The organism is Saliphagus sp. GCM10025334 (assembly GCF_042663485.1).
In the GTDB taxonomy this organism is placed as follows: Archaea; Halobacteriota; Halobacteria; order Halobacteriales; family Natrialbaceae; genus Natronosalvus.
Genome location: NZ_JBHTAF010000001.1, coordinates 1,671,718 through 1,691,178 on the forward strand (window position 1 = coordinate 1,671,718; position 19,461 = coordinate 1,691,178).

Genomic DNA, 19,461 nt, shown 5'->3' on the forward strand with positions numbered 1-19,461 from the left:
GCTCACGGCATGGCTATAGAAAATATAGCAAAGGCGGGAGCGGAAGGGGTGGGATTCGAACGCCACGAGGCCGGACGGCCCCCGCGGGTCGGAGACGCCGCGGTGCTCTTCCGCTGAGCGACCCTTCCGTACGTCGGTCGACGCCGACGATTCTGATTGTAATCGGGTTCCTACCCTCGCGTAAGCCGGGCGTTCTCGCCGGAAGCTCACCTCGAAGTCGACCGGCGTGGATTCGAGACGCGCGAGACTCCGCAGCCTTTAGGACCACGCCCGCCGGTGACTCGAGTGGTGAATCCCGACCGGATCTTCGAGGCGTTCCCCGCGCCGAGCTACCGGGGCAACCAGGAACAGGCCCTCCGCGACATCCGCGACGCCTTCGAGGCGGGCAACGACGTCGTTCTCGTCCGTGCACCGACGGGCAGCGGCAAGTCCCTCCTCGCTCGCGCGGTCGCGGGCTGTGCCCGTACGATCGACGAAGCGGAGCCGGTAGAGGCGACCGGCGCCTACTACACGACTCCGCAGGTCTCCCAGCTCGACGACGTGGCCGGCGACGACCTGCTCCAGGACCTCAACATCATCCGCGGGAAATCGAACTACACCTGTATCCTCCCCGGCGAACTCGACACGCCGGTCAACCAGGCCCCCTGCGTCCGCGAGCGGGGCTACGACTGCTCGGTGCAACACCGCTGTCCGTACTTTTCCGACCGGGCCATCGCCTCCAATCGGTCCATCGCGGCGATGACGCTCGCGTACTTCATGCAGACCGCGGGCAGCGAGGTGTTCCGCAAGCGCGACGTCGTCGTGATCGACGAGGCCCACGGCCTCTCCGAGTGGGCCGAGATGTACGCGACGATCCAACTCGGCCCCCGGACGGTGCCCTTCTGGGACGACCTTCGCGTCCCACAGGTCGACTCCGTCGAATCGGCGGCCCGCTACGCCGAGGCACTCGGTCGGCGGTGTACCAGTCGCAAGGACGAGTTGCTCGGCCAGGAATCCCTCTCGCCCGCCGAAGTGCGAGAACGGGACCGCCTCCAGGAACTCATCGGCGAACTCGACTTCTTCGTCGAGGACTACCGCGACCCGCAGAGTCCGACGACGTGGCTGGTCGACCAGGACGAGGCAACGAACTCGAGTCGCGACGGAGGGTCGGACTCGAACGACGAGGACGAAACCGAGAATCCACAGGGCGGGCCCCTCACCATCAAACCGATGGACCCCGAGCGTTACCTCCGGTACACCGTCTGGGACCGGGGCAACAAGTTCGCGCTCCTCTCGGCCACCATCCTCAACAAGGACGCCTTCTGTCGCCACGTCGGCCTCGAGCCCTCCCGCGTCGCCCTCGTCGACGTCGGCCACACCTTCCCCGTCGAGAATCGCCCGCTCTACGACGTCACTCAGGGGAAAATGACCTACGAGCACCGCGAGGAGACCCTGCCGAAGATCGCTCGCACCATCGTCCGCATCATGCAGGCCCACCCCGACGAGAAGGGGCTGATCCACGCCCACTCCTACGCGATCCAGGAGCAACTCGAGTCGCTCCTCACTGACTTCGGCGTCGGCGACCGCGTTCGAGCCCACTCCAGGGACGACCGGGACGCCGACCTCGAGGCCTGGAAGGCCTCCTCTGACCCGGACGTCTTCCTCTCGGTCAAGATGGAGGAGGCCCTCGACCTGAAGGGCGACCTCTGTCGCTGGCAGGTGCTCTGTAAGGCGCCCTTCCTCAACACGAGCGACTCGCGGGTGGCTCACCGACTCGAGGAAGGGCAGTGGGCGTGGTACTACCGGGCGGCGCTCAGGACCGTGATCCAGGCCTGCGGTCGGGTAATTCGCGCCCCCGACGACCACGGGGCGACCTACGTCGCGGACTCGAGCCTGCTCGACTTGTTCGAACGCGCCCGGACGGACATGCCCGACTGGTTCGAAGAACAGGTCGACCGCCTCTCGGAACCAGCACTGCCCGAGTTCGAGCCGCGAGCGGCGCTCGAGGCGACGGGTGGGGGCGGGGGCGGCGGGTACTCGAGAACGTCCTCGCGAAGTATGTCGAGTTCCGGGCCAAAGGAGGGGACGGACTCAGGCGGGAGCGCGAACGAGAGCGATGCTCGAGGCCAATCACGGTCGCGGTCGCGACGCGGCCGACGCTCCTCGAAGCGAAGCCCGCTCGCGGACGTCTGGGATACGGACGGCTAGAAAATAAACGTCGCGCCCCAGGCGACCATCGACGTGATCATCAACAGGGCGAACAGCGCCGCGATGATCTGGTTTTTGTTCATAATAACCGCTTCTCACCACGCTGGTATGAATGTCACGCCCAATGTGGCCACATCGGCCCGCATTCGCTCGTGTCGACCCGAAAGCGATCACGTCGTTCGGTTACACCACACGGGCGTCCACGACCACGTGCTCGACGCCCGCGCTGTGCGATTTCACGCGCCGCTTCTCGAGCACCTCGAGGGTCCGCCCCGCCTTTTCAACAGCAGTCTCGAGCCGGCCGATAGGGCGCCCCCACAGCTCCGGCTCGGGTGTCGCCTCGTGGTAGTGGACGATACCACCGGGTTCGAGGGCCTCGAGGGCCGCCGGCAGGAACGAGACGGTCTCCTCGACGCGACTGCCGTATCCCTCCTCGTCTTCGCCGTCGGCAACTCCGTAGTACCCCATGACGACCCGGTCCGCGCGAACGTCCCTCGCGAGGTCACGACAGTCGCTGTGGTAGGCGTCGATCCGACTCGAGACGTCGTTGGCCATCGCGTTCTCGAGCAGGTAGCGAAACGCCGTCGGGTTCAGCTCCGTCGCGGTCACTCGCGCCCCCGCTCGCGCCATCGGGAGCGTGAAGTAGCCGATACCGGCGAACATGTCGAAGACGCGCTCGTTCGGGTCGACGACCTCGGCCATCCGCCGGCGCTCGGCCTGATTGCCCGGCGAGAACATGACGCGAGCGGGATCGAGTCCGTACCGCGTGCCGTCCTCGACGTGGACCGTCTCGGTGTCGCTTGAGCCCGCGAGCAGTCGCGTCCGGGGTTCGCGGTAGGTTCCGGCGTCTCCCTCGCCGTCGCCCCCGTTCGAGATCCCCTCGTCGGCGAGCACGCTGTCGGCCTCGCCGTGGAGTTCGAGTAAGGCCTCCCCGAGTTCGGCCTCGTTGTGGCAGTCGTCGGGAACGCGAACGAGGATCACCGAACCGATAATGGCCCAGGAACCGGGGGCCGTCTCGAGGTCGGCGTCGCTCCATCCCCGCTCGCGGAGGTGGTCGGCCAGGTCACGGGTGCGGTAGGTGGGGTCGATTTGACGGACGACCTCGAGGACGGCCGTATCCGAGGGTGGCTCGAGCACCGGGAGCGCCACCGTCTCGGAGCCGTACTCCCGCACCCGGCGGTCGTCGTCGTAGACGCCCTCGGCTCGCAGGGACTCGATCGCCGTCTCCGAGCGCGGTTTCTCGACGACGACCGCGAGGGGATCGTCTCGCAACTCGAGCGCGGTCGAGTCCTTTGCTATAGAATTTGTAGTATTGACGTCGCTACGCGGGTTCGACTCGTCGTCCGAACTCGAGGATTCGTCTCGAGGCCGACCCTCGTCTCGAGACCCGCCTTCGCCTCGAGACCGGGCGTCCTCTCCGGAGTCCTCAGGCATCGTCCTCGGGCAAAATATGCAATCCAGCGCGACTCTTCAGCGCCGGTACTTCCTCGGCGTCGGTGTCGATGTACTCGGGTCGAGAGATCGTCTTCGCCTGGTAGGTCTCGGGGTCGAGCACCTGGATCGAGCGCTCGTCCTCGACCGTGACGACGGTCGTCTCGACGGCGTCCTCGCGCTCACCCAATTTGCGAGCCTCCGGGGAATTTCCCTCCTCGTAACTCGCCTCGTAGCGCTCGCCCGTCCGCAATCGGATCCCCTTGAGGTTGCCGTGGGCGCTACTGACCAGGACCGGCCCCTCGTCGTCGTCCGCGAGGTCGATCACGTCGCCGGGGACATACGGCGGCAGGCGGACGGCGAAAGTTACGCGGTAGACGCCGTTGCCGTCTTCGTCCTCGGTGACCAGAGTTTCAGCGTCGTTGACGGTGCCGCCGAACTCCTCGACCATCTTGTTGGCGATCTTCTTGCCGATCTTGTTAGTCGAAACCCGCATGTTGAGGCCGTCGTCGGTCTCCGTGGTTTCGGTGATGAAGGCGTTCCGGTCCCCGGTCGCTTCCATGTCCGCGACGATGGTCTCGGCGATTTCTCTCGCCCGCTCGAGTTCTTCCGTCGTAGGCGTCCGGCCTTCGGCCCGGATCTGGACGATGCTGGCGTAGTAGTCCCCGGCAATGCGGCCACACCGGGTACAGGTCTGGCGAGCGATCTTTACGGGAATCATCACCTGCTCTTCGACGGGCGTTCCGCGAACCGTTCCCGTGAAGTAGCAGTGCATCCGGATCGTGTTCGGCCCGACCTCCTCGGGTTCGACCTGCCAGGCGACATCCTCGACGTCGACGTGGACGGCCAGCGCCTCGCTCACCTCCTGGATGGCGAGATCGGTGTAGTCCTGCGCACCGACGTCGACCCAGCGACGGCCCCGATGGACAGCCCCGCACTGGGCGCAGACGCGTACGTCGATCCGGTCGGGCGCGTCGATGAATTCGAAATCGTCGAAGTAACAGCTGTCACAGAGGTCGACGTCGGTCCCCGGTCGGAGGGGGTCCGTCGCGTCGCCTTCGCTCCGCTCCGGCACCGGATCGCCACAGCGGGGACAGAACGCACGCGAATCGGTCATGTCCCGTGGTTGGGGACTGAGGGAGTTAAACGACGCGTTCGTCGACGGTGTCGACCAGTTCCAGCGGGACGTCTCCACCGGAAATGGAGGGGTTCGACGGGCCGTTCGGTCACAGCATGTGGGAACTCCACCCGAAATCGGGGGGTTGCGAATCGTGCTATCAAGCCACATGGAATTCGTCTCCGGTGAGCGTGTATTTCGAGCGATACGTCGAATCTCCCCCGTTGCTGTCGGTTTCGATCGAGGTGTTATCGATCGTCAAACATCTAGAACGACAAATTTCACGCCCGTCTGACGTTTCCGGTGGAACTCGAAACCCGGCCGTCTGACGCGTGGCGTACGCTTGAGCGTCGACACCGGCGGTCGCCTCCACGTGTTCGCCTTTCCAAGGGAAATAGAGGGGTTGTGGAAACGCTCGCTCGGTTCTTCGACGTACCGGCTCGAGCACTTCCGACCCAGCTGAAAGACGGGTATTGGGGTGGCCAGGTGGCTCAGTCGGCTGCGACGAGCACGACCGTGATCGCACCGACGATCCAGGTCAGGGTCGCGACAGCCACCCGGGACAGAATCGCGTAGTGCGTGGCGTCGAGAAAGGCGAGTACGGCCAGCACGGTAGCGATCACGACGGCGACTCACGAATCGTTGGCGGCAATCTCGAGCGATCCGAGTCGGCCCATGGTTCGAGAACGTGTCGGGGGAGCGATATAGTCGGCGATCCGCATCGCTGCTGGAGGTCGATTGGACCGATTACGAGGCGCGACTCGAGGACGAACGCGAGCGAAGCGGTCCGGCCACCCGCTCGAGGCGCGTTCGCGGCGGATTTATCCGCCCTCGGTCCATTGTTCGCGTATGGACTGGAAACCGGACTGGGGATTGCGGTTTCGGATGTTCCTCACGATGTTCCTGCTGTTCGCCCTGTACATCGTCTTCGCAGGGGTGCTGACGGCGTACATCGCGGGCGGAGCGAACCTGCTGATCTTCGGCTTGCTCTTCGGCGGAATGTCGCTGGTGCAGTACTACTTCAGCGACACGCTCACCCTCAAGACGATGGGCGCGAAGACGGTCTCCGCCGAGGAGTACCCACAGCTCCACAGCGCCGTCGAGCGCCTCTCCCAGCAGGCCGACCTCCCGAAGCCGAAAGTCGCCGTCATCGACTCGAAGGTGCCGAACGCATTCGCCACGGGGCGAAACCAGAAGAACGCCGCCGTCGCCGTCACCACGGGACTGATGCGGACGCTCGACCGCGACGAACTCGACGGCGTCCTCGCACACGAGCTCGCCCACGTCAAGAACCGCGACATGATGGTGATGACCATCGCCTCGTTCCTCTCGACGATCGCGTTCATGATCGTCCGCTGGGGCGCCTTCTTCGGCGGCGGCCACGGTCGCGGCCGCGGCGGCGGTGGCGGCGTGATCGTCGCCATCGTCGTCTCGCTGGTCGTCTGGATCGTGAGCTATCTCCTGATCCGGGCGCTCTCTCGGTACCGCGAGTTCTCTGCCGACCGAGGCGCTGCAACGATTACCGGCAAGCCCTCTGCGCTCGCCTCCGCGTTGCTGAAGATTTCGGGCGAGATCGACAAGGTTCCCGACAGGGACATGCGCGAGGAGGCGGAGATGAACGCCTTTTTCATCATTCCGCTGAAATCGGGCGTCGTCGGGAGACTGTTCTCGACGCATCCATCGACCGAGCGCCGCGTGGATCAACTCCGCCAACTCGAGCGCGAGATGGAGACAGTCTAGATCCTCGCTCGAGTTTCGACAGCACCGGATCCGGTGAGAATCCGCGACGAACGCCGAAAACTATTTAACCCGCCGCACCGAATTATTACATACAGAAAGTAAACGAATTAAAATCGGTGCTTTCTTTTATCACTACCAATACGTGTAGCTACAGCGCTCGAGAGTCCTGATTTCGGGCGCACTGTGAAACGACGACTCGCCTTCGATCCCACAGCGACGGCTCTCTCCAAGAGTCGACCGCTCCCGCCGACCGACACCCGATCGAACGGATAGCAACTCCTCACGCATGACAGACACCCCTTTCGAGCAGACCATCGACTGGAACCGCTTCTGGGAGACCGCCGACGCGGACGACCGCGCCGGCGCGACCCCCAGTACCCACCACCTGACCGACCTCCTCGAGGACTTCGTCGCCGCGAAAGGCGTCCCCGATTCGGTCGCGGACGTCGGCTGTGGCCCCGGCGAGGTCGCCTTCACCGTTGCGAAACGCCACCCGGAAACCAGCGTCGTCGGCTACGACGCCGCCGACTCGATTCTCGCGGCGAACCGCGACCGAGCGTGCTCGAGCGGGGTCGAGAACGTATGCTTCGAACGCGCCGTGCTCCCCGAGTTCGATCCCGGTCGGCAGTTCGATCTCGTGTGCTGTTACGCGACGCTGTGTTACGTCGACGACACCGAACGCGCGCTCCGCGCGCTGTACGATGCCGTCACCCCCGGAGGCCACCTCGTGCTCGGCTACATCACCGAGGCCGGGCGCGATCACTACGACGGTCGTCTCGCGGACCCCGACGCGTGGCGCGAGCACGACCCGGACTTCGATCCCCACGGGTTCGCCAGGCGGTTCCGGCTGGTGCTCGAGGGGGAAAGTACGCTCTCCGAATCGGCAATCGAAGACGCCCTCGGCACTCCGCCGCGGCAGTTCTGGGAATTCACCGAGAAACCCGAGGAGCGCTGGGCCTGGGATCACGTTCCACTGGTCTGGTTGCCGAAATGAGTCCATTCCAGGAACGCGGCGAATCCAGTCGAAACGCAGACACGAGATACAGATGAAGAAAACCGTCATCGCACCCGGACAGGGCACGATTGAATCGGACGTCATCGACGAACCGCAAATTTCGCTCGCAGTGGCAACGCATCACGACACGCACACGCACGTCGAGATCAACGGCCTCGTCTACCCTGAGGGGAACGTTCGTGAGCAGACTCGACAGATGCTGGGCCTCGTTGAAAAGATACTCGAGGACCTCGAGGGGTCGATGCACGACATCGTGAAGTTTCGATGGTTCGTTCGCGAGGATGTCCTCGATGACGAAACCAGAGGAACGATTCACGAGGTCCGATCGGACTTCATCGACTATCCTCACTACCCGGCTAGTTGCATGGTCGGGGTTGCCAGTCACAACGTCGACGGAGCCCTCGTAGAACTCGAAGTGCGGGCGACGATTCCCACCGACGGCGAGTGGACAGTTCGAACGATTACCGGCGACGAATAACCAATGACGGAGAAATCACCACGATCCGCGACCAGCTCGACGCGCACCGACTCCCTGACCGACCTCGAGTCGCTCACCGACCCGGCTCGGTTCCGAGACCACGACGACGTTCGCTACGCGGAACGCACCGAGATCCACGTCGACGAGAACCACTGCCGCGCCCACAGTCGCGGGATGGCCGTCGTCGGCGTCACCGCCGCCGACGGCTCGGTTCTGATCGCTACCCATCTCGAGGAGCCCGTCGCCCTGTTACCGAACGCTCGCCTCGAGGGCGAAGACGACGACTGGCTCGCGGCCGCCGATCGAGCGGTCAAACGGCTCACGGACGAGCCCGTCGACGTCGGCCGTCCAGTTCGCGTTCGATCGGTCGAACACGTCGTCGAGGGCGACGACACGGCCCACACCTCGAGTCACACCGTCGTGTTCGAGGCCTCCCCGGAAGCGGACGGGGCGACGGCAGCCGATCTCACCGCCAGGACGACCTGCGGCTGGGACGCCGGGTGGTACACCTCGTTCCCCGACGGCTGTGACGAAACGCCCGAGCGGCCGGCGGCGGACGTTCGACTGTTCCTCGAGTGATGGCATCGAGTGAAGCCGTCCTCGGGTGATGGAACTACCGCTTCGAGCGAGAAAACGCGAGCTTTCAAACCCTGGCCGTCCAACGAAGGGTATGGGACTGCTCGACGGACTGCGATCCGTGCTCGGCATCCGCGCCGAGTCTGACGCCAGCCGAGACGCCGACCCCGAGGACCTCTTCGGAATGAGCACCGCCTACCTGACGATGGAAGCCGACCTCGGCTACGACTCCGCCGACGCGGGCGCGCTCTGTTTCGCCGGTGTCGACTCGAGCAGCTTTCGCGACGCCGTCGAGAACGTCGAAGCCATCCTCGAGGCCGGCAGCGAAGACACCGGCACCGACTTTCGCGTCACCGAGGACGGCCACGGCTACCACTGGGTCGTCCTCGAGGACTCCGACCCCGAGGATCTGATCACCAGCCTCCACTTCGCGGCGGACACGTTCATCGAGGAGGGGTACGGCTCACGGCTGCTCGCGGCCGTCTTCGCCTACCGAAACCACAGCGGACCGGCCTACTGGATCTACTCCTTCCGGCGCGGCGCGTACTACCCCTTCGCGCCGCGGGCCGGCCGCGAGCGCGATTCGGGCACCGAGTTCAAACTCGAGTCCGTCCTGGGCGGCGAACTCGAGATCGAACCCGACAAGGAGTACTGGTATCCCCTGTGGCCGAGCACGAGCGGGCGTCATCCCTGGGAGTAGCGCGCTCGCCGGCTGCCAGTCTGATCCGGGACTCGAGACTCGAGACTTGAGACTCGAGCCGAGAGCGGGGCGGGACCTTTTTCTCGTCTCGGCGGGACGTGGCGGTCGATGGCAATGGACCTCGAGTCGATCCCGGGCGTCGGCGCGAAGACCGCCCGTGCACTGGACGAACTCGACGACCCCGAGCGGGCCCTCGAGAACGGCGACGTGGCCACACTCGCCAGCGCGCCCGGCGTCACCGTCGGCCGGGCCGCTCGCATCGCCCGCGGTGCGATCCGCCGCGAACACGACGACCCCGGCGGTTTCCTCGCGACCGACCGCGCACGCGAGATCTACCGACAGGTGCTCTCCCTGTGTCAAGACCGGACGGTGACCGACTACGCGGCCTACCGCCTCGAGACGCTGTACCCCAGCCCCAGGCGCTCGCGCATCGAGGAGGTGCAGGACTTCTCCCGTCAGGCGATCGAACGCGACCCCGATCCGGCCGTGCTCGAGGCCCTCGAGGGCGTCGAACCGCTCGAGCGGCCCGGTGACGTTCGCGTCCGGGACCGCTGTCTGGCGACGACCGATGCCGAGCGCTACGCCGAAGCCCGTGAGACGATTCCCGAAATCTCCGTCGAAATCGTCGAGGACGCCCAGGGACTCGCCGAACTGGCAAGAGGCTATTCGACGGTGGTCGCGATCGACGAGTCCTTCGCCGGCGTCGAGGTCGAGGGCGACGTGCAGGTTCGCCCGGATGCACTCGCAGATCCCGCCGACGTGGTTCCAGAGCGCCCGCTCGCGTTCTTCGCCCGCAACCGGGAGCGACTGCGGGCAGCGGTTGCGGTTCATCGTGCGGTCGGCGGTGGTGACACCGATTCGCAACTGGACGCGACGGTCGACCTCGACGCCCTCGAGAACGGCCTCGAGCGCCTCGACGACGATGGCACCGTCGCCGGCGACCCCGAACTCGATCGGCTGACGGTTGCCGTCGACGACCTCGACGCGGTCGCAGGCGTCGCCGAGAGCGTCGCCAACGACCGACTCCGCGAGGCCATCGAGGAACGCGACGTGACCATCGAGGGCGCCGACCTGCTCTCGCTCGTCGAACGCGGTGCCGGCGTCGACTCGCTGCTCTCCCGGGAACTCGCCGACGAGTTCGCCGCGGCGGTCGAGGCCGCCCGCGAGCACCTGATCGACGCCCTCGACCTGGACGTCGGCGAGGCCGAACTCGCCCGCCACGTCTTCGACGACGAGCCGACCTTCCCCGTCGAGCGCGACGAAAATGCCACGGCACGGCTTCGCGAGGAACTCACCGTCGCCCGGGACCGGCGGGCGGCCCAGCTCAAACGCGACCTGGCAGCCGACCTCGCCGCCCAGCGCGAAGGCGCCCACGACCTGGTTCGCTCGGCGCTCGAGCTCGACGTCGAACTCGCCGTCGCCCGCTTCTCCCGGGACTTCGAGTGTACGATGCCCGAGTTCGTCTGGGACGGCGACGACGGCTACGGAGAAACCGGATTCGTCATCGAGGGCGGTCGCTCGCCCGTCCTCGAGGAGCCCCTCGAGGCGATCGAACCCGTCGACTACGCGGTGTCGGGCACCACCCTGCTCTCGGGAGTCAACAGCGGCGGGAAGACCTCGACGCTCGACCTGGTCGCGAGCGTCGTCGTCCTCGCGCACATGGGTCTGCCAGTTCCCGCCGAAGGCGTCCGACTGCGCCGCTTCGACGACGTACACTACCACGCCAAGACGCAGGGAACTCTCGACGCCGGAGCGTTCGAGTCCACTGTCCGGGAGTTCGCGGATCTCGCCACCGGTGGCGAGGGCTCGCTCGTCCTCGTCGACGAACTCGAGAGCATCACCGAACCCGGGGCGAGCGCGAAGATTATCGCCGGCATCCTCGAGGCACTCGCCGAGAACGGCGCGACGGCCGTCTTCGTCTCCCACCTGGCCGGCGAAATCCGGGAGATGGCCGCCATCGACGTGGCCGTCGACGGCATCGAGGCCGTCGGCCTGGTCGATGGCGAACTCGAGGTCAACCGGTCGCCGGTCAAGGACCACCTCGCGCGGTCGACACCCGAGTTGATCGTCGAGAAGCTGGCCCAGGAGGGGAACGCCGCGTTCTACGACCGGTTGCTCGAGAAGTTCGAGTGACCGCGGTCAGGGGGCGACCACGGAGTCGGAGAGTGAACACAGTCGGAGAGCGACCTCGAGGTCGGGTCATCCGCGAGGCTCGTTCGAGGGTCGAGCCGCGGTCTCGGTGGCGGCCGCCCGCATCCCCCGATACCCCGCGACGGCGACGAGGGCGCTGGCGAGGGCGGCGACGTAGAGGCCGGGTTCCGGCGAGACGGTGACGTAGTGGGCGGGGTAGCCGACGGCGAAGACGTTCTCGAGGGAGGTGTAAATCACGCCCAGCGACAGGAGCGTCAGGACGCCCACGGCCGCGGTCACCTTGGCCTCGAACGCGGTCCACTCGCGCAGGGTTACCAGTCCGAGGGCAACGAAGCCGGCGACTGGAACGGCGTAGCCCATGCCGGTGAATCCGTTCGTCGTCGTCGATATGTCGAACACGTCGATGCTGGCCCAGGGGAGGAACGCGCTGACGACGAGGCATACGCCGCCGAGGGCGGCCAGACGCTCGTTTCCGTCCGCAGGTACGTCGATCATCGATCCGTTCTGGCCCCGGCTTCGTATATAAAGTCGTAGACGCTGTGTCGGTGATTGAGCACCAATATCCCGTTTCGACGGTCTCGAGCGGTGAGAACCCGGCTTCACGCCGAAAACGACCGCAAACAACTAAGTAGCTTCGAGGGCGTGGTGAAAGTGATGACTGGCGACCCCGAGGAGGGGATGTTGTCGTGGGACGAATCCGTGTTCAGGAACGAACACGTCTTCGAGATCGATTACGTCCCCGAGACGTTCCGCCACCGCGATTCGCAGATGCAGAGTCTCACGTACGCGCTGCGACCCGCGGTCCGGGGCTCGCGCCCGCTGAACGTGATGGTCCGCGGACCGCCGGGAACGGGGAAGACCACGGCGATTCAGAAGCTGTACGACGAGGTCGGCGCCCAGACCCGGGACGTCCAGACGATCCGGGTCAACTGCCAGGTCAACTCGACGCGGTACTCCGTCTTCTCGCGGCTGTTCGAGGGCTGTTTCGACTACGAACCCCCGTCGTCGGGCATCTCCTTCAAGAAGCTCTTCGGCCAGATCGCCGAGAAACTCGTCGAGGACGACCGCGTGCTCGTCGTCGCGCTCGACGACGTCAACTACCTCTTCTACGAGAACGAGGCGTCTGATACGCTCTACTCGCTGCTTCGCGCCCACGAGGAACACCCGGGGGCGAAGATCGGCGTCATCGTCGTCTCCTCGGACCCGGCGCTCGAGGTGATCGACGCCCTCGACACTCGCGTCCAGAGCGTCTTCCGGCCCGAGGACGTCTACTTTCCGGTGTACGATCAACCGGAAATCGTCGACATCCTCCACGAGCGCGTCACCCGCGGGTTCCACGACGGCGTCGTCGCCACGGACGTCCTGGAGCAGGTCGGCTCGCTCACGGCCAAGAGCGGCGACCTCCGGGTGGGCATCGACCTCCTCAGGCGGGCCGGACTCAACGCCGAGATGCGTGCGAGCCGAACCGTCGAACTCGAGGACGTCGAGAAGGCCTACGAGACGTCGAAGTACATCAACCTCTCCAGGAGCCTCAACAGCCTGAGCGAGAACGAGCGGGCGCTCCTCGAGGTACTCGTCGACCACGACGGCGCGCAGGCCGGCGAGGTGTACGAGCGGTTCAGCGAGGAGACTGACCTCGGTTACACTCGCTATTCGGAAATCGTCAACAAGCTCGACCAGCTCGGTCTCATCGACGCTGAGTACGCCGAAATCGACGGACGTGGACGGTCGCGGTCGCTGACGCTCTCGTACGAACCCGAGGCGATTCGGGAGCGACTCGAGTGAGTCGCTGGCCGCCGGTCGCCGGTCGTCGTTTCGCTTACCCACCGCCTCGGCCACCCGACAGGTGAGGCACCCGCTCGGTGCCGATCTATCGTCCAACGCCGAGTAGCGACGACTCGGCGTCAGTTCGTCCGTCCGCGCTGGTCCTCGAGGGGCTCGAGGTCGGCCGTCGCCGGCGTCGACGTGGGCTTTTTCTCGGCGAGCGCTGGCGATCCGACGGCCGGCGACGACGCGTCGGCTTTACTGCCCGCTCGAACGGCGCTAAGTTGCTCGCCGGCGGCCGAACGGACGAAGTTCCAGCCGTCCTGGACGAACGGAACGGGGTCGTCCGCGACGGCGTAATCGAACCGGGGCTCTCGAACAATCGACGTGGCGACGTCGCTGACCGCGGAGAGAAACGAGGGGCGTTCGACCAGCGGGTAGTCCTCGGCCAGGATGCTGTGGAGGTGACAGAGTTCGCCCCGGAGGAGGTGGCCGCCGATGCCGACCTCGTAGTCGGGCTGGCTGATCGGCTCGCCGCGTGCCAGCTGCCAGTAGTAGTAGGGGAAGTCGGCCCCCGCACGGACGGAGAATGGGAGCGACGACCAGAACCGCGGGTTGATCTCCATCAGTTCGAACGAGCCCGTCTCGGGGTTGCGCAGGAACTCGACCATCGCCAGGCCGTGCCACTCGAGTTCGTCCAGCAGCGCGAGGCCGGCCGCCTCGAGTTCGGGGATGTCCGTCGACTCGCGGTAGGCGCTGGGACCGCCGCTGTACTTGTAGCCCCGTTTCTGGCAGTGCTGGAAGGTGGCGACCGCCTCCCCCTCGTCGTACAGCGCGAAGAAGCCGTACTCCCGGGAGTCGGGGACGTACTCCTGGACGATGGGGACGTGGCCCCACTCGTTGAGCGACGATTCGACCGCGGGCGGGGTGCCGGGTTCGTGGTAGACGGTCGACCCGATGTCGCTGAGTCCGGCGTCGTGACCGAGGTACTCGGGGGCGGCGACGGTGTAGCGGGGCTTGATGATCGTCTCGCGCGACCAGTCGTCCCACTCGTCGAGCAGGGTCGTCTCGGGCGTCTCGACGCCGGCACGGTCGGCGGCCGCGAAGAGTTCGACCCGGTCTTGCACCTGCCGCAGGGTCTCGAAGTCCGGCCACGGCGTCGCGACGTGCTCGGCGAAGGCGTCCCTGTTCGCCGCGAGCGTGTAGACGTCCTCCTCGCGGACGGGAATAATCGTCTCGACGCCGGGACGTTCGGCCAGCGAGAGGAGGACGTCTCCGTACGCCTCGAGGTCCGACCGCGGGTCGGGGAGCGTGACGAATCGATCGCAGTACCGCGAGACGGAGCCGGGCGTCGTCCGGTCCTCGGAGCCGACGATGGTGTAGATCCCGCGCGGCCCGAGCGACCGCAGACAGGCGACGGTGCTGGGGGCCGTGATACCGGGAACGATGACGCGTTCCCGCGCCCCGCGTGGTTGGTCGTGCGCAGCCGATTGCATACGTTCTCGAGAGGGCCACGAGGGTATTGTTATGGGTCCGTTACCCTCGTAATGCTGCCCTACCGGCACAAAAACCGATTCTGGAGGGGCGATCCTCGAGAGGGTTCACGCGTGCTCGAGGCGCTGGCGATAGCTCTCGGCGTGTTCGATGGCGCCCTCGAGTCGGTCCGCCGTCTCGGCGTCGGACTCACGTCGCGCCTGTCTGAGTGCGTTGAGGTGTTCGTCGAAGACGGCATGATCGGCCTCTCCCTCGCTGGCGGCGATTTCGGCGAAGGCGGCCGCCGTATCCCGGATCGTCTCCCGTACGTCGTCGCCGGCGGTCTCGGTCGCCAGCTCGAGGTCGGCTCGAGCCTGCTGTAAGTCGGCGTCTCCGCTGGAACTGGACATACGTTCTCGACGACGACCGGCGTCAAAGACGTGGGGGCGGCATATGCACGGCGGCCTCAGTCGGCGGGCCCGCCAACCGCGGCCGTCAGACGAGCGGCTTACGTAGCCCGAGCCCCTGGTCACGGATACGATGAGCGACACTCGAGGCCCCCTCCAGCCGGATCGACCCGAGGCCGCGAAACCGTTCGCGGTCGACGCCCCGTTCGAGCCCGCGGGCGACCAGCCCGAGGCGATCGAACAGCTGGCAGCGGGCTTCGCCGACGGCATGGACCGCCAGACGCTGCTCGGCGTGACGGGGTCGGGCAAGACCAACACCGTCTCGTGGGTGATGGAGGAGGTCCAGGAGCCGACGCTTGTCATCGCCCACAACAAGACCCTGGCCGCCCAGCTCTACGAAGAGTTCCGGAACCTGTTCCCCGACAACGCCGTCGAGTACTTCGTCTCCTACTACGACTACTACCAGCCCGAGGCCTACGTCGAGCAGACCGACACCTACATCGACAAGGACGCCTCGATCAACGACGAGATCGACCGCCTCCGTCACTCAGCGACGCGCTCTCTGCTCACGCGAGACGACGTGATCGTCGTCGCCTCGGTCTCGGCTATCTACGGACTCGGTGACCCGCGAAACTACGTCGAGATGGCGATGCGCCTCGAGACGGGCGAGGAGATCGGCCGAGACGAGTTGTTGAAGCGGCTGGTCGACCTGAACTACGAGCGCAACGACGTCGACTTCTCCCAGGGGACGTTCCGGGTTCGCGGCGACACCATCGAGATCTTCCCGATGTACGGCCGCTACGCCGTCCGTGTCGAGTTCTGGGGCGACGAAATTGACCGCATGCTCAAGGTCGACCCGCTCGAGGGCGAGGTCAAGAGCACCGAACCCGCCGTCCTCGTCCACCCCGCCGAGCACTACTCGATGCCCGAGACTCGTCTCGAGCAAGCCGTCGAGGAGATTCGAGACGACCTCGACTCGCGGATTTCGTACTTCGAGCGCAAGGGCGACCTGCTCGCCGCCCAGCGAATCGAGGAACGAACCACGTTCGACCTCGAGATGATGGAGGAGACGGGCTATTGCTCGGGCATCGAGAACTACTCGGTGTACCTCGACGACCGCGACCCCGGCGACACGCCCTACACCCTGCTGGATTACTTCCCGGACGACTTCCTCACCGTAGTCGACGAGTCTCACGTCACGCTGCCCCAGGTTCGGGGCCAGTACGCCGGCGACAAGTCCCGGAAGGACTCGCTGGTCGAGAACGGCTTTCGACTCCCGACCGCCTACGACAATCGCCCGCTTACGTTCGAGGAGTTCGAGGAGCGAACCGACAAGACGCTGTACGTCTCCGCGACGCCAGGTGACTACGAGCGCGAGGAGAGCGACCAGATCGTCGAACAGATCGTTCGCCCCACGTACCTCGTCGATCCTGAGGTCGAGGTTGCCCCCGCGACCGGTCAGGTCGACGACCTCATGGACCGCATCGACGCCCGCATCGACCGCGACGAGCGAACCCTCGTGACGACGTTGACCAAGCGAATGGCCGAGGACCTGACCGAGTACCTCGAAGAGGCGGGCGTCGACGTCGCCTACATGCACGACGAGACGGATACCCTCGAGCGGCACGAGATCGTTCGCTCCCTCCGCCTCGGGGAGATCGACGTCCTCGTCGGCATCAACCTCCTGCGGGAGGGCCTGGACATTCCCGAGGTCTCCCTCGTGGCGATCCTGGACGCCGACCAGGAGGGGTTCCTCCGATCCGAGACCACGCTCGTCCAGACGATGGGGCGGGCGGCCCGCAACGTCAACGGCGAGGTCGTGCTGTACGCCGACGAAGTCTCGAACGCGATGGAGTCGGCCATCGAGGAGACGCGGCGCCGTCGCGAGATTCAACGCGAGTTCAACGAAGAACACGGCCACGAGCCGATGACCATCGAGAAGGAAGTCGGCGAGACCAACCTGCCCGGGAGCAAGACTGACACCTCGAGCGTCGCCGGGACCGACCTCGAGGACGAAGAGGACGCCGCCCGCTATGTCGCCGAACTCGAGGATCGCATGCAAGAGGCAGCGAGCAATCTCGAGTTCGAGCTCGCGGCGGACATCCGGGATCGGTTGCGGGAGGTTCGCGAAGAGTTCGACCTCGGGGGGAAGGACGAGGGTGTCGCCCCGCCAGCCGAAGAGTTCTAGCGGCTCCACCCTCGCTGCTGCTCACTCGATGACGTCGAACTCTTTGCACCCGCATCGACAGCCCGTTCGCCGGCCGATCGGCTGTACCGTCCCGTCGGGCCACAACTGAGCGGCGTAGACGTTCGAACAGGATTGGCAGGCGGCCGCGACCTTTCGTTTTCCGTTTTCTTTGACGTCGCTTTCGCTCTCGTCCGGTCTGTCGACTCCATTCGGCCGCGGTTCGGACTGCGAGGAGGGCTCGACGCTCGTCTTCGACCGTGGCGGCTCGGCCATAGTATACTCCATCACGGGAACGAGGAAAGCCGAACTGCTTTGAGTTAGAAGCTACTTATATACCCGAGGATGGGGTCATGATCGCTCGAGGTCCTCCGCCCGCTCCGAGGATACCGTGAGCGTATTTCTGGTGAGGTTGTTCGTCGCCCGACGGAGCCGCTGTGAGACGGCGTTCGTCGAGATGTCGAGGGCGTCCGCCAGTTCGGCGATCTGCGTCTCGCGCGGGACGGCGAAGTAGCCCATCTCGAGCGCGGTGATCATCGCCTCCCGTTGCTGGGGCGTCAGGTCGTACTCGCGTTCCTTCGGGTCCGTCACCTCGTAGAGCCGCTGGAGTTCGAAGGAGTAGCCCCGTTCGTCGAAGTAGTGCTGGAACGACTCGAGTCGCCCCTGCCCGACGAACTGGAGTTTGAGATACCAGGTCCCGTTCGTCGCTGCTGCTTCCTGGACGATGCCGTGTTGGTCGACGACCTGGTCGATCAGTTCCTGGACGCGTTCGGTCCAGTGGACGTTGAAGTAGCCGACGTTACCGGTGCGATCGATCGTCTTCAGTTTTGTAACCGAGGAATCGGCCCGCATCGCCGCTTCCGCCGCGTCGAGGTCGTCGGCAGTCACCCACAGGAACGGCATGACCCACTCGCGGCTGTGGGTGGCGAGGCGCTCGACCTCGATTGTGAGGTCCGGGACCGTCTCGAGTGCCTCCTCGAGGGCGAACGCCTCGGCCGGGAGCGTGAACTCGGTTACGATGCTCATGCGGCGACTGATGGGTCCGACCCGTAAAAGGAGTCGCCAGGAATCCGCCACTGAACCGTCGAGACTGGCGGGTCGGCGGTCCCACTATCCTCACTCGACACTCGAGCGCGTCTCACTCGAACCCACTCACCAGCGTCGCGAGCCACTGGGCTGGATCGCCGCGTCGACGGACCTCGACTCGCTCGACCCACTTCACCCACTGGAAGCCGCGACGACCGGGCGCCACGAGTCGCATCGGCGCCCCGTGACCGTGGCTCAACGGTTCGCCGCCGACGTGCGTCGCGAGCAACGCGTCCCGGGCTTCCTCGATCGGGAGCGACCACCGGTAGCCGGTCACCGAGATGAACCGGACGTATCGGGCGTCTGCCCGGGCACCGGCTTCCTCGAGCAGGTCGCCGACACGGACGCCGCTCCAGCGCTGGACGGTGTACCAGCCGCTCGTGCAGTCGAGGAGCGCTTCGTCGGAATTGTTCGGGACCAATTCGTCCGCGCCGTCCTCGAGCTCGAGGGGCGTTTCGACCTCACCCTGAACGGACAGCGTCCACTCGGCCCGGTCGATCGGATCGGGGTCGTCCGCGACCCACGAGGTAACCGGAAAACTCGCGTTCCCGTCGCCGCGTCGCGGCTGTGAGCCCGTGAACCGCCGGTCTGCGCCGCGGGTCTCGAGGAGTCGGTTGGCGCCCTCCTGGACCCGATACGCGGCGGCCCCGCCGAGCAGCAACGTCCCGTAGGCGAGCGTCGTCCGGCGACGGTCGAAGTCGCGCCGGCGCGGGAGTCGAAACCGGGTCACGAGGTGCCACGCCATCAGGGGAACGAGCGCGAGGCCGAAGCCAACGTGGACGCTCAGCAGGGTCCAGTACGCGATGCGAGCGTCCACACCGAACACCCAGACGACGCCCGTTCCGACTGCGCCCGTCGCCGCGACCAGGGTGAGCACTGACAGGGCGGTAGAGCGACGCCACAGGTGGCGGTTCGTCAGTCGGTGACGAACCCTGGCGAGTTTGAATCCCAGCAAGGCGACGAGCGTCAGGCCGAGAATTCGGTGGAGCCAGAAGAGCGGCCACCCCTCCGGCTTGCCGACGGTGAACGAGAGCAGTCCCGAGACAGCCTCGAGCACGACGATTGCGAAGATCGACCAGTCGACGAGCCGCGGCGGTGGCTGGAGGGCGTCGACGGCTGTGCTGAAAACCGCTGGTGGCCTGAAGCCCATG

18 protein-coding genes and 1 tRNA gene are annotated in these 19,461 nt (G+C 65.9%); 9 read left to right on the forward strand and 10 right to left on the reverse strand.

Annotated features, from left to right (window positions below):
* Nucleotides 1-40: 40 nt before the first annotated feature.
* Nucleotides 41-128, reverse strand: a tRNA-OTHER gene (locus tag ACFQO4_RS07880).
* Between the two features lie 160 nt (nt 129-288).
* On the opposite strand from ACFQO4_RS07880, the gene ACFQO4_RS07885 reads away from it, so the two are divergent.
* Complete coding sequence (locus ACFQO4_RS07885; protein WP_500260356.1) at nt 289-2,187, forward strand: helicase C-terminal domain-containing protein; 1,899 nt, start codon at nt 289-291, stop codon at nt 2,185-2,187.
* A gap of 183 nt (nt 2,188-2,370) precedes the next feature.
* Here ACFQO4_RS07885 and ACFQO4_RS07890 read toward each other — a convergent pair whose 3' ends face one another.
* The 3 genes from ACFQO4_RS07890 to ACFQO4_RS07900 form a co-directional block, all read right to left on the reverse strand.
* A complete protein-coding gene (locus ACFQO4_RS07890) occupies nt 2,371-3,621 on the reverse strand; it encodes a class I SAM-dependent methyltransferase (protein ID WP_500260357.1) in 1,251 nt (416 codons plus the stop codon).
* The gene (locus ACFQO4_RS07895) at nt 3,614-4,735 is read right to left on the reverse strand and encodes a 60S ribosomal export protein NMD3 (protein ID WP_500260358.1); all 1,122 of its coding nucleotides are present in this window, start codon (nt 4,733-4,735) and stop codon (nt 3,614-3,616) included. Before ACFQO4_RS07895 ends, ACFQO4_RS07890 begins: the two co-directional genes overlap by 8 nt.
* 491 nt (nt 4,736-5,226) lie before the next feature.
* Complete coding sequence (locus tag ACFQO4_RS07900; RefSeq protein ID WP_500260359.1) at nt 5,227-5,358, reverse strand: hypothetical protein; 132 nt, start codon at nt 5,356-5,358, stop codon at nt 5,227-5,229.
* Between the two features lie 226 nt (nt 5,359-5,584).
* Between ACFQO4_RS07900 and htpX the strand changes: the two genes are divergently transcribed.
* The 6 genes from htpX (at nt 5,585) to ACFQO4_RS07930 (ending at nt 11,377) form a co-directional block, all read left to right on the forward strand.
* Nucleotides 5,585-6,475, forward strand: coding sequence for a zinc metalloprotease HtpX (gene htpX, locus ACFQO4_RS07905; protein ID WP_500260360.1), 891 nt, complete (start codon nt 5,585-5,587; stop codon nt 6,473-6,475).
* A 286-nt stretch (nt 6,476-6,761) separates the two neighbouring features.
* Nucleotides 6,762-7,469: a class I SAM-dependent methyltransferase gene (locus ACFQO4_RS07910; RefSeq protein ID WP_500260361.1), complete on the forward strand. Its 708-nt coding sequence runs from the start codon at nt 6,762-6,764 to the stop codon at nt 7,467-7,469.
* A gap of 52 nt (nt 7,470-7,521) precedes the next feature.
* Nucleotides 7,522-7,968, forward strand: coding sequence for a RidA family protein (locus ACFQO4_RS07915; RefSeq protein ID WP_497902180.1), 447 nt, complete (start codon nt 7,522-7,524; stop codon nt 7,966-7,968).
* A 3-nt stretch (nt 7,969-7,971) separates the two neighbouring features.
* The gene (locus tag ACFQO4_RS07920) at nt 7,972-8,547 is read left to right on the forward strand and encodes a hypothetical protein (RefSeq protein WP_500260362.1); all 576 of its coding nucleotides are present in this window, start codon (nt 7,972-7,974) and stop codon (nt 8,545-8,547) included.
* 91 nt (nt 8,548-8,638) lie between these two features.
* Complete coding sequence (gene pspAB / locus ACFQO4_RS07925) at nt 8,639-9,244, forward strand: PspA-associated protein PspAB (protein WP_500260363.1); 606 nt, start codon at nt 8,639-8,641, stop codon at nt 9,242-9,244.
* Between the two features lie 114 nt (nt 9,245-9,358).
* Nucleotides 9,359-11,377, forward strand: a complete 2,019-nt coding sequence (locus ACFQO4_RS07930; RefSeq protein WP_500260484.1) for a MutS-related protein — start codon at nt 9,359-9,361, stop codon at nt 11,375-11,377.
* A gap of 66 nt (nt 11,378-11,443) precedes the next feature.
* Here the strand turns inward: ACFQO4_RS07930 and ACFQO4_RS07935 are convergent, their stop codons facing one another.
* Nucleotides 11,444-11,890: a hypothetical protein gene (locus ACFQO4_RS07935; RefSeq protein ID WP_500260364.1), complete on the reverse strand. Its 447-nt coding sequence runs from the start codon at nt 11,888-11,890 to the stop codon at nt 11,444-11,446.
* A 159-nt stretch (nt 11,891-12,049) separates the two neighbouring features.
* Between ACFQO4_RS07935 and ACFQO4_RS07940 the strand changes: the two genes are divergently transcribed.
* The gene (locus ACFQO4_RS07940; protein WP_312910853.1) at nt 12,050-13,180 is read left to right on the forward strand and encodes an ORC1-type DNA replication protein; all 1,131 of its coding nucleotides are present in this window, start codon (nt 12,050-12,052) and stop codon (nt 13,178-13,180) included.
* Nucleotides 13,181-13,299: 119 nt separating this feature from the next.
* Here the strand turns inward: ACFQO4_RS07940 and ACFQO4_RS07945 are convergent, their stop codons facing one another.
* Nucleotides 13,300-14,655, reverse strand: coding sequence for a carboxylate--amine ligase (locus ACFQO4_RS07945; protein WP_500260365.1), 1,356 nt, complete (start codon nt 14,653-14,655; stop codon nt 13,300-13,302).
* A 105-nt stretch (nt 14,656-14,760) separates the two neighbouring features.
* Nucleotides 14,761-15,042 carry a DUF7553 family protein gene (locus ACFQO4_RS07950; RefSeq protein ID WP_500260366.1) on the reverse strand — a complete coding sequence of 94 codons (282 nt, stop codon included), beginning with the start codon at nt 15,040-15,042 and terminating at the stop codon, nt 14,761-14,763.
* Nucleotides 15,043-15,172: 130 nt separating this feature from the next.
* Between ACFQO4_RS07950 and uvrB the strand changes: the two genes are divergently transcribed.
* Nucleotides 15,173-17,227, forward strand: coding sequence for an excinuclease ABC subunit UvrB (gene uvrB, locus ACFQO4_RS07955; protein ID WP_500260367.1), 2,055 nt, complete (start codon nt 15,173-15,175; stop codon nt 17,225-17,227).
* 21 nt (nt 17,228-17,248) lie between these two features.
* Here the strand turns inward: uvrB and ACFQO4_RS07960 are convergent, their stop codons facing one another.
* The 3 genes from ACFQO4_RS07960 to ACFQO4_RS07970 all read right to left on the reverse strand — a co-directional run bounded on the left by ACFQO4_RS07960 (nt 17,249) and on the right by ACFQO4_RS07970 (nt 19,460).
* Nucleotides 17,249-17,500, reverse strand: a complete 252-nt coding sequence (locus ACFQO4_RS07960) for a hypothetical protein (protein ID WP_500260368.1) — start codon at nt 17,498-17,500, stop codon at nt 17,249-17,251.
* A 75-nt stretch (nt 17,501-17,575) separates the two neighbouring features.
* Nucleotides 17,576-18,250, reverse strand: a complete 675-nt coding sequence (locus ACFQO4_RS07965) for a helix-turn-helix domain-containing protein (RefSeq protein ID WP_500260369.1) — start codon at nt 18,248-18,250, stop codon at nt 17,576-17,578.
* 112 nt (nt 18,251-18,362) lie between these two features.
* On the reverse strand, nt 18,363-19,460 hold the full coding sequence (locus tag ACFQO4_RS07970; RefSeq protein WP_500260370.1) for a molybdopterin-dependent oxidoreductase: 1,098 nt from the start codon (nt 19,458-19,460) through the stop codon (nt 18,363-18,365).
* Nucleotide 19,461 lies beyond the last annotated feature (1 nt).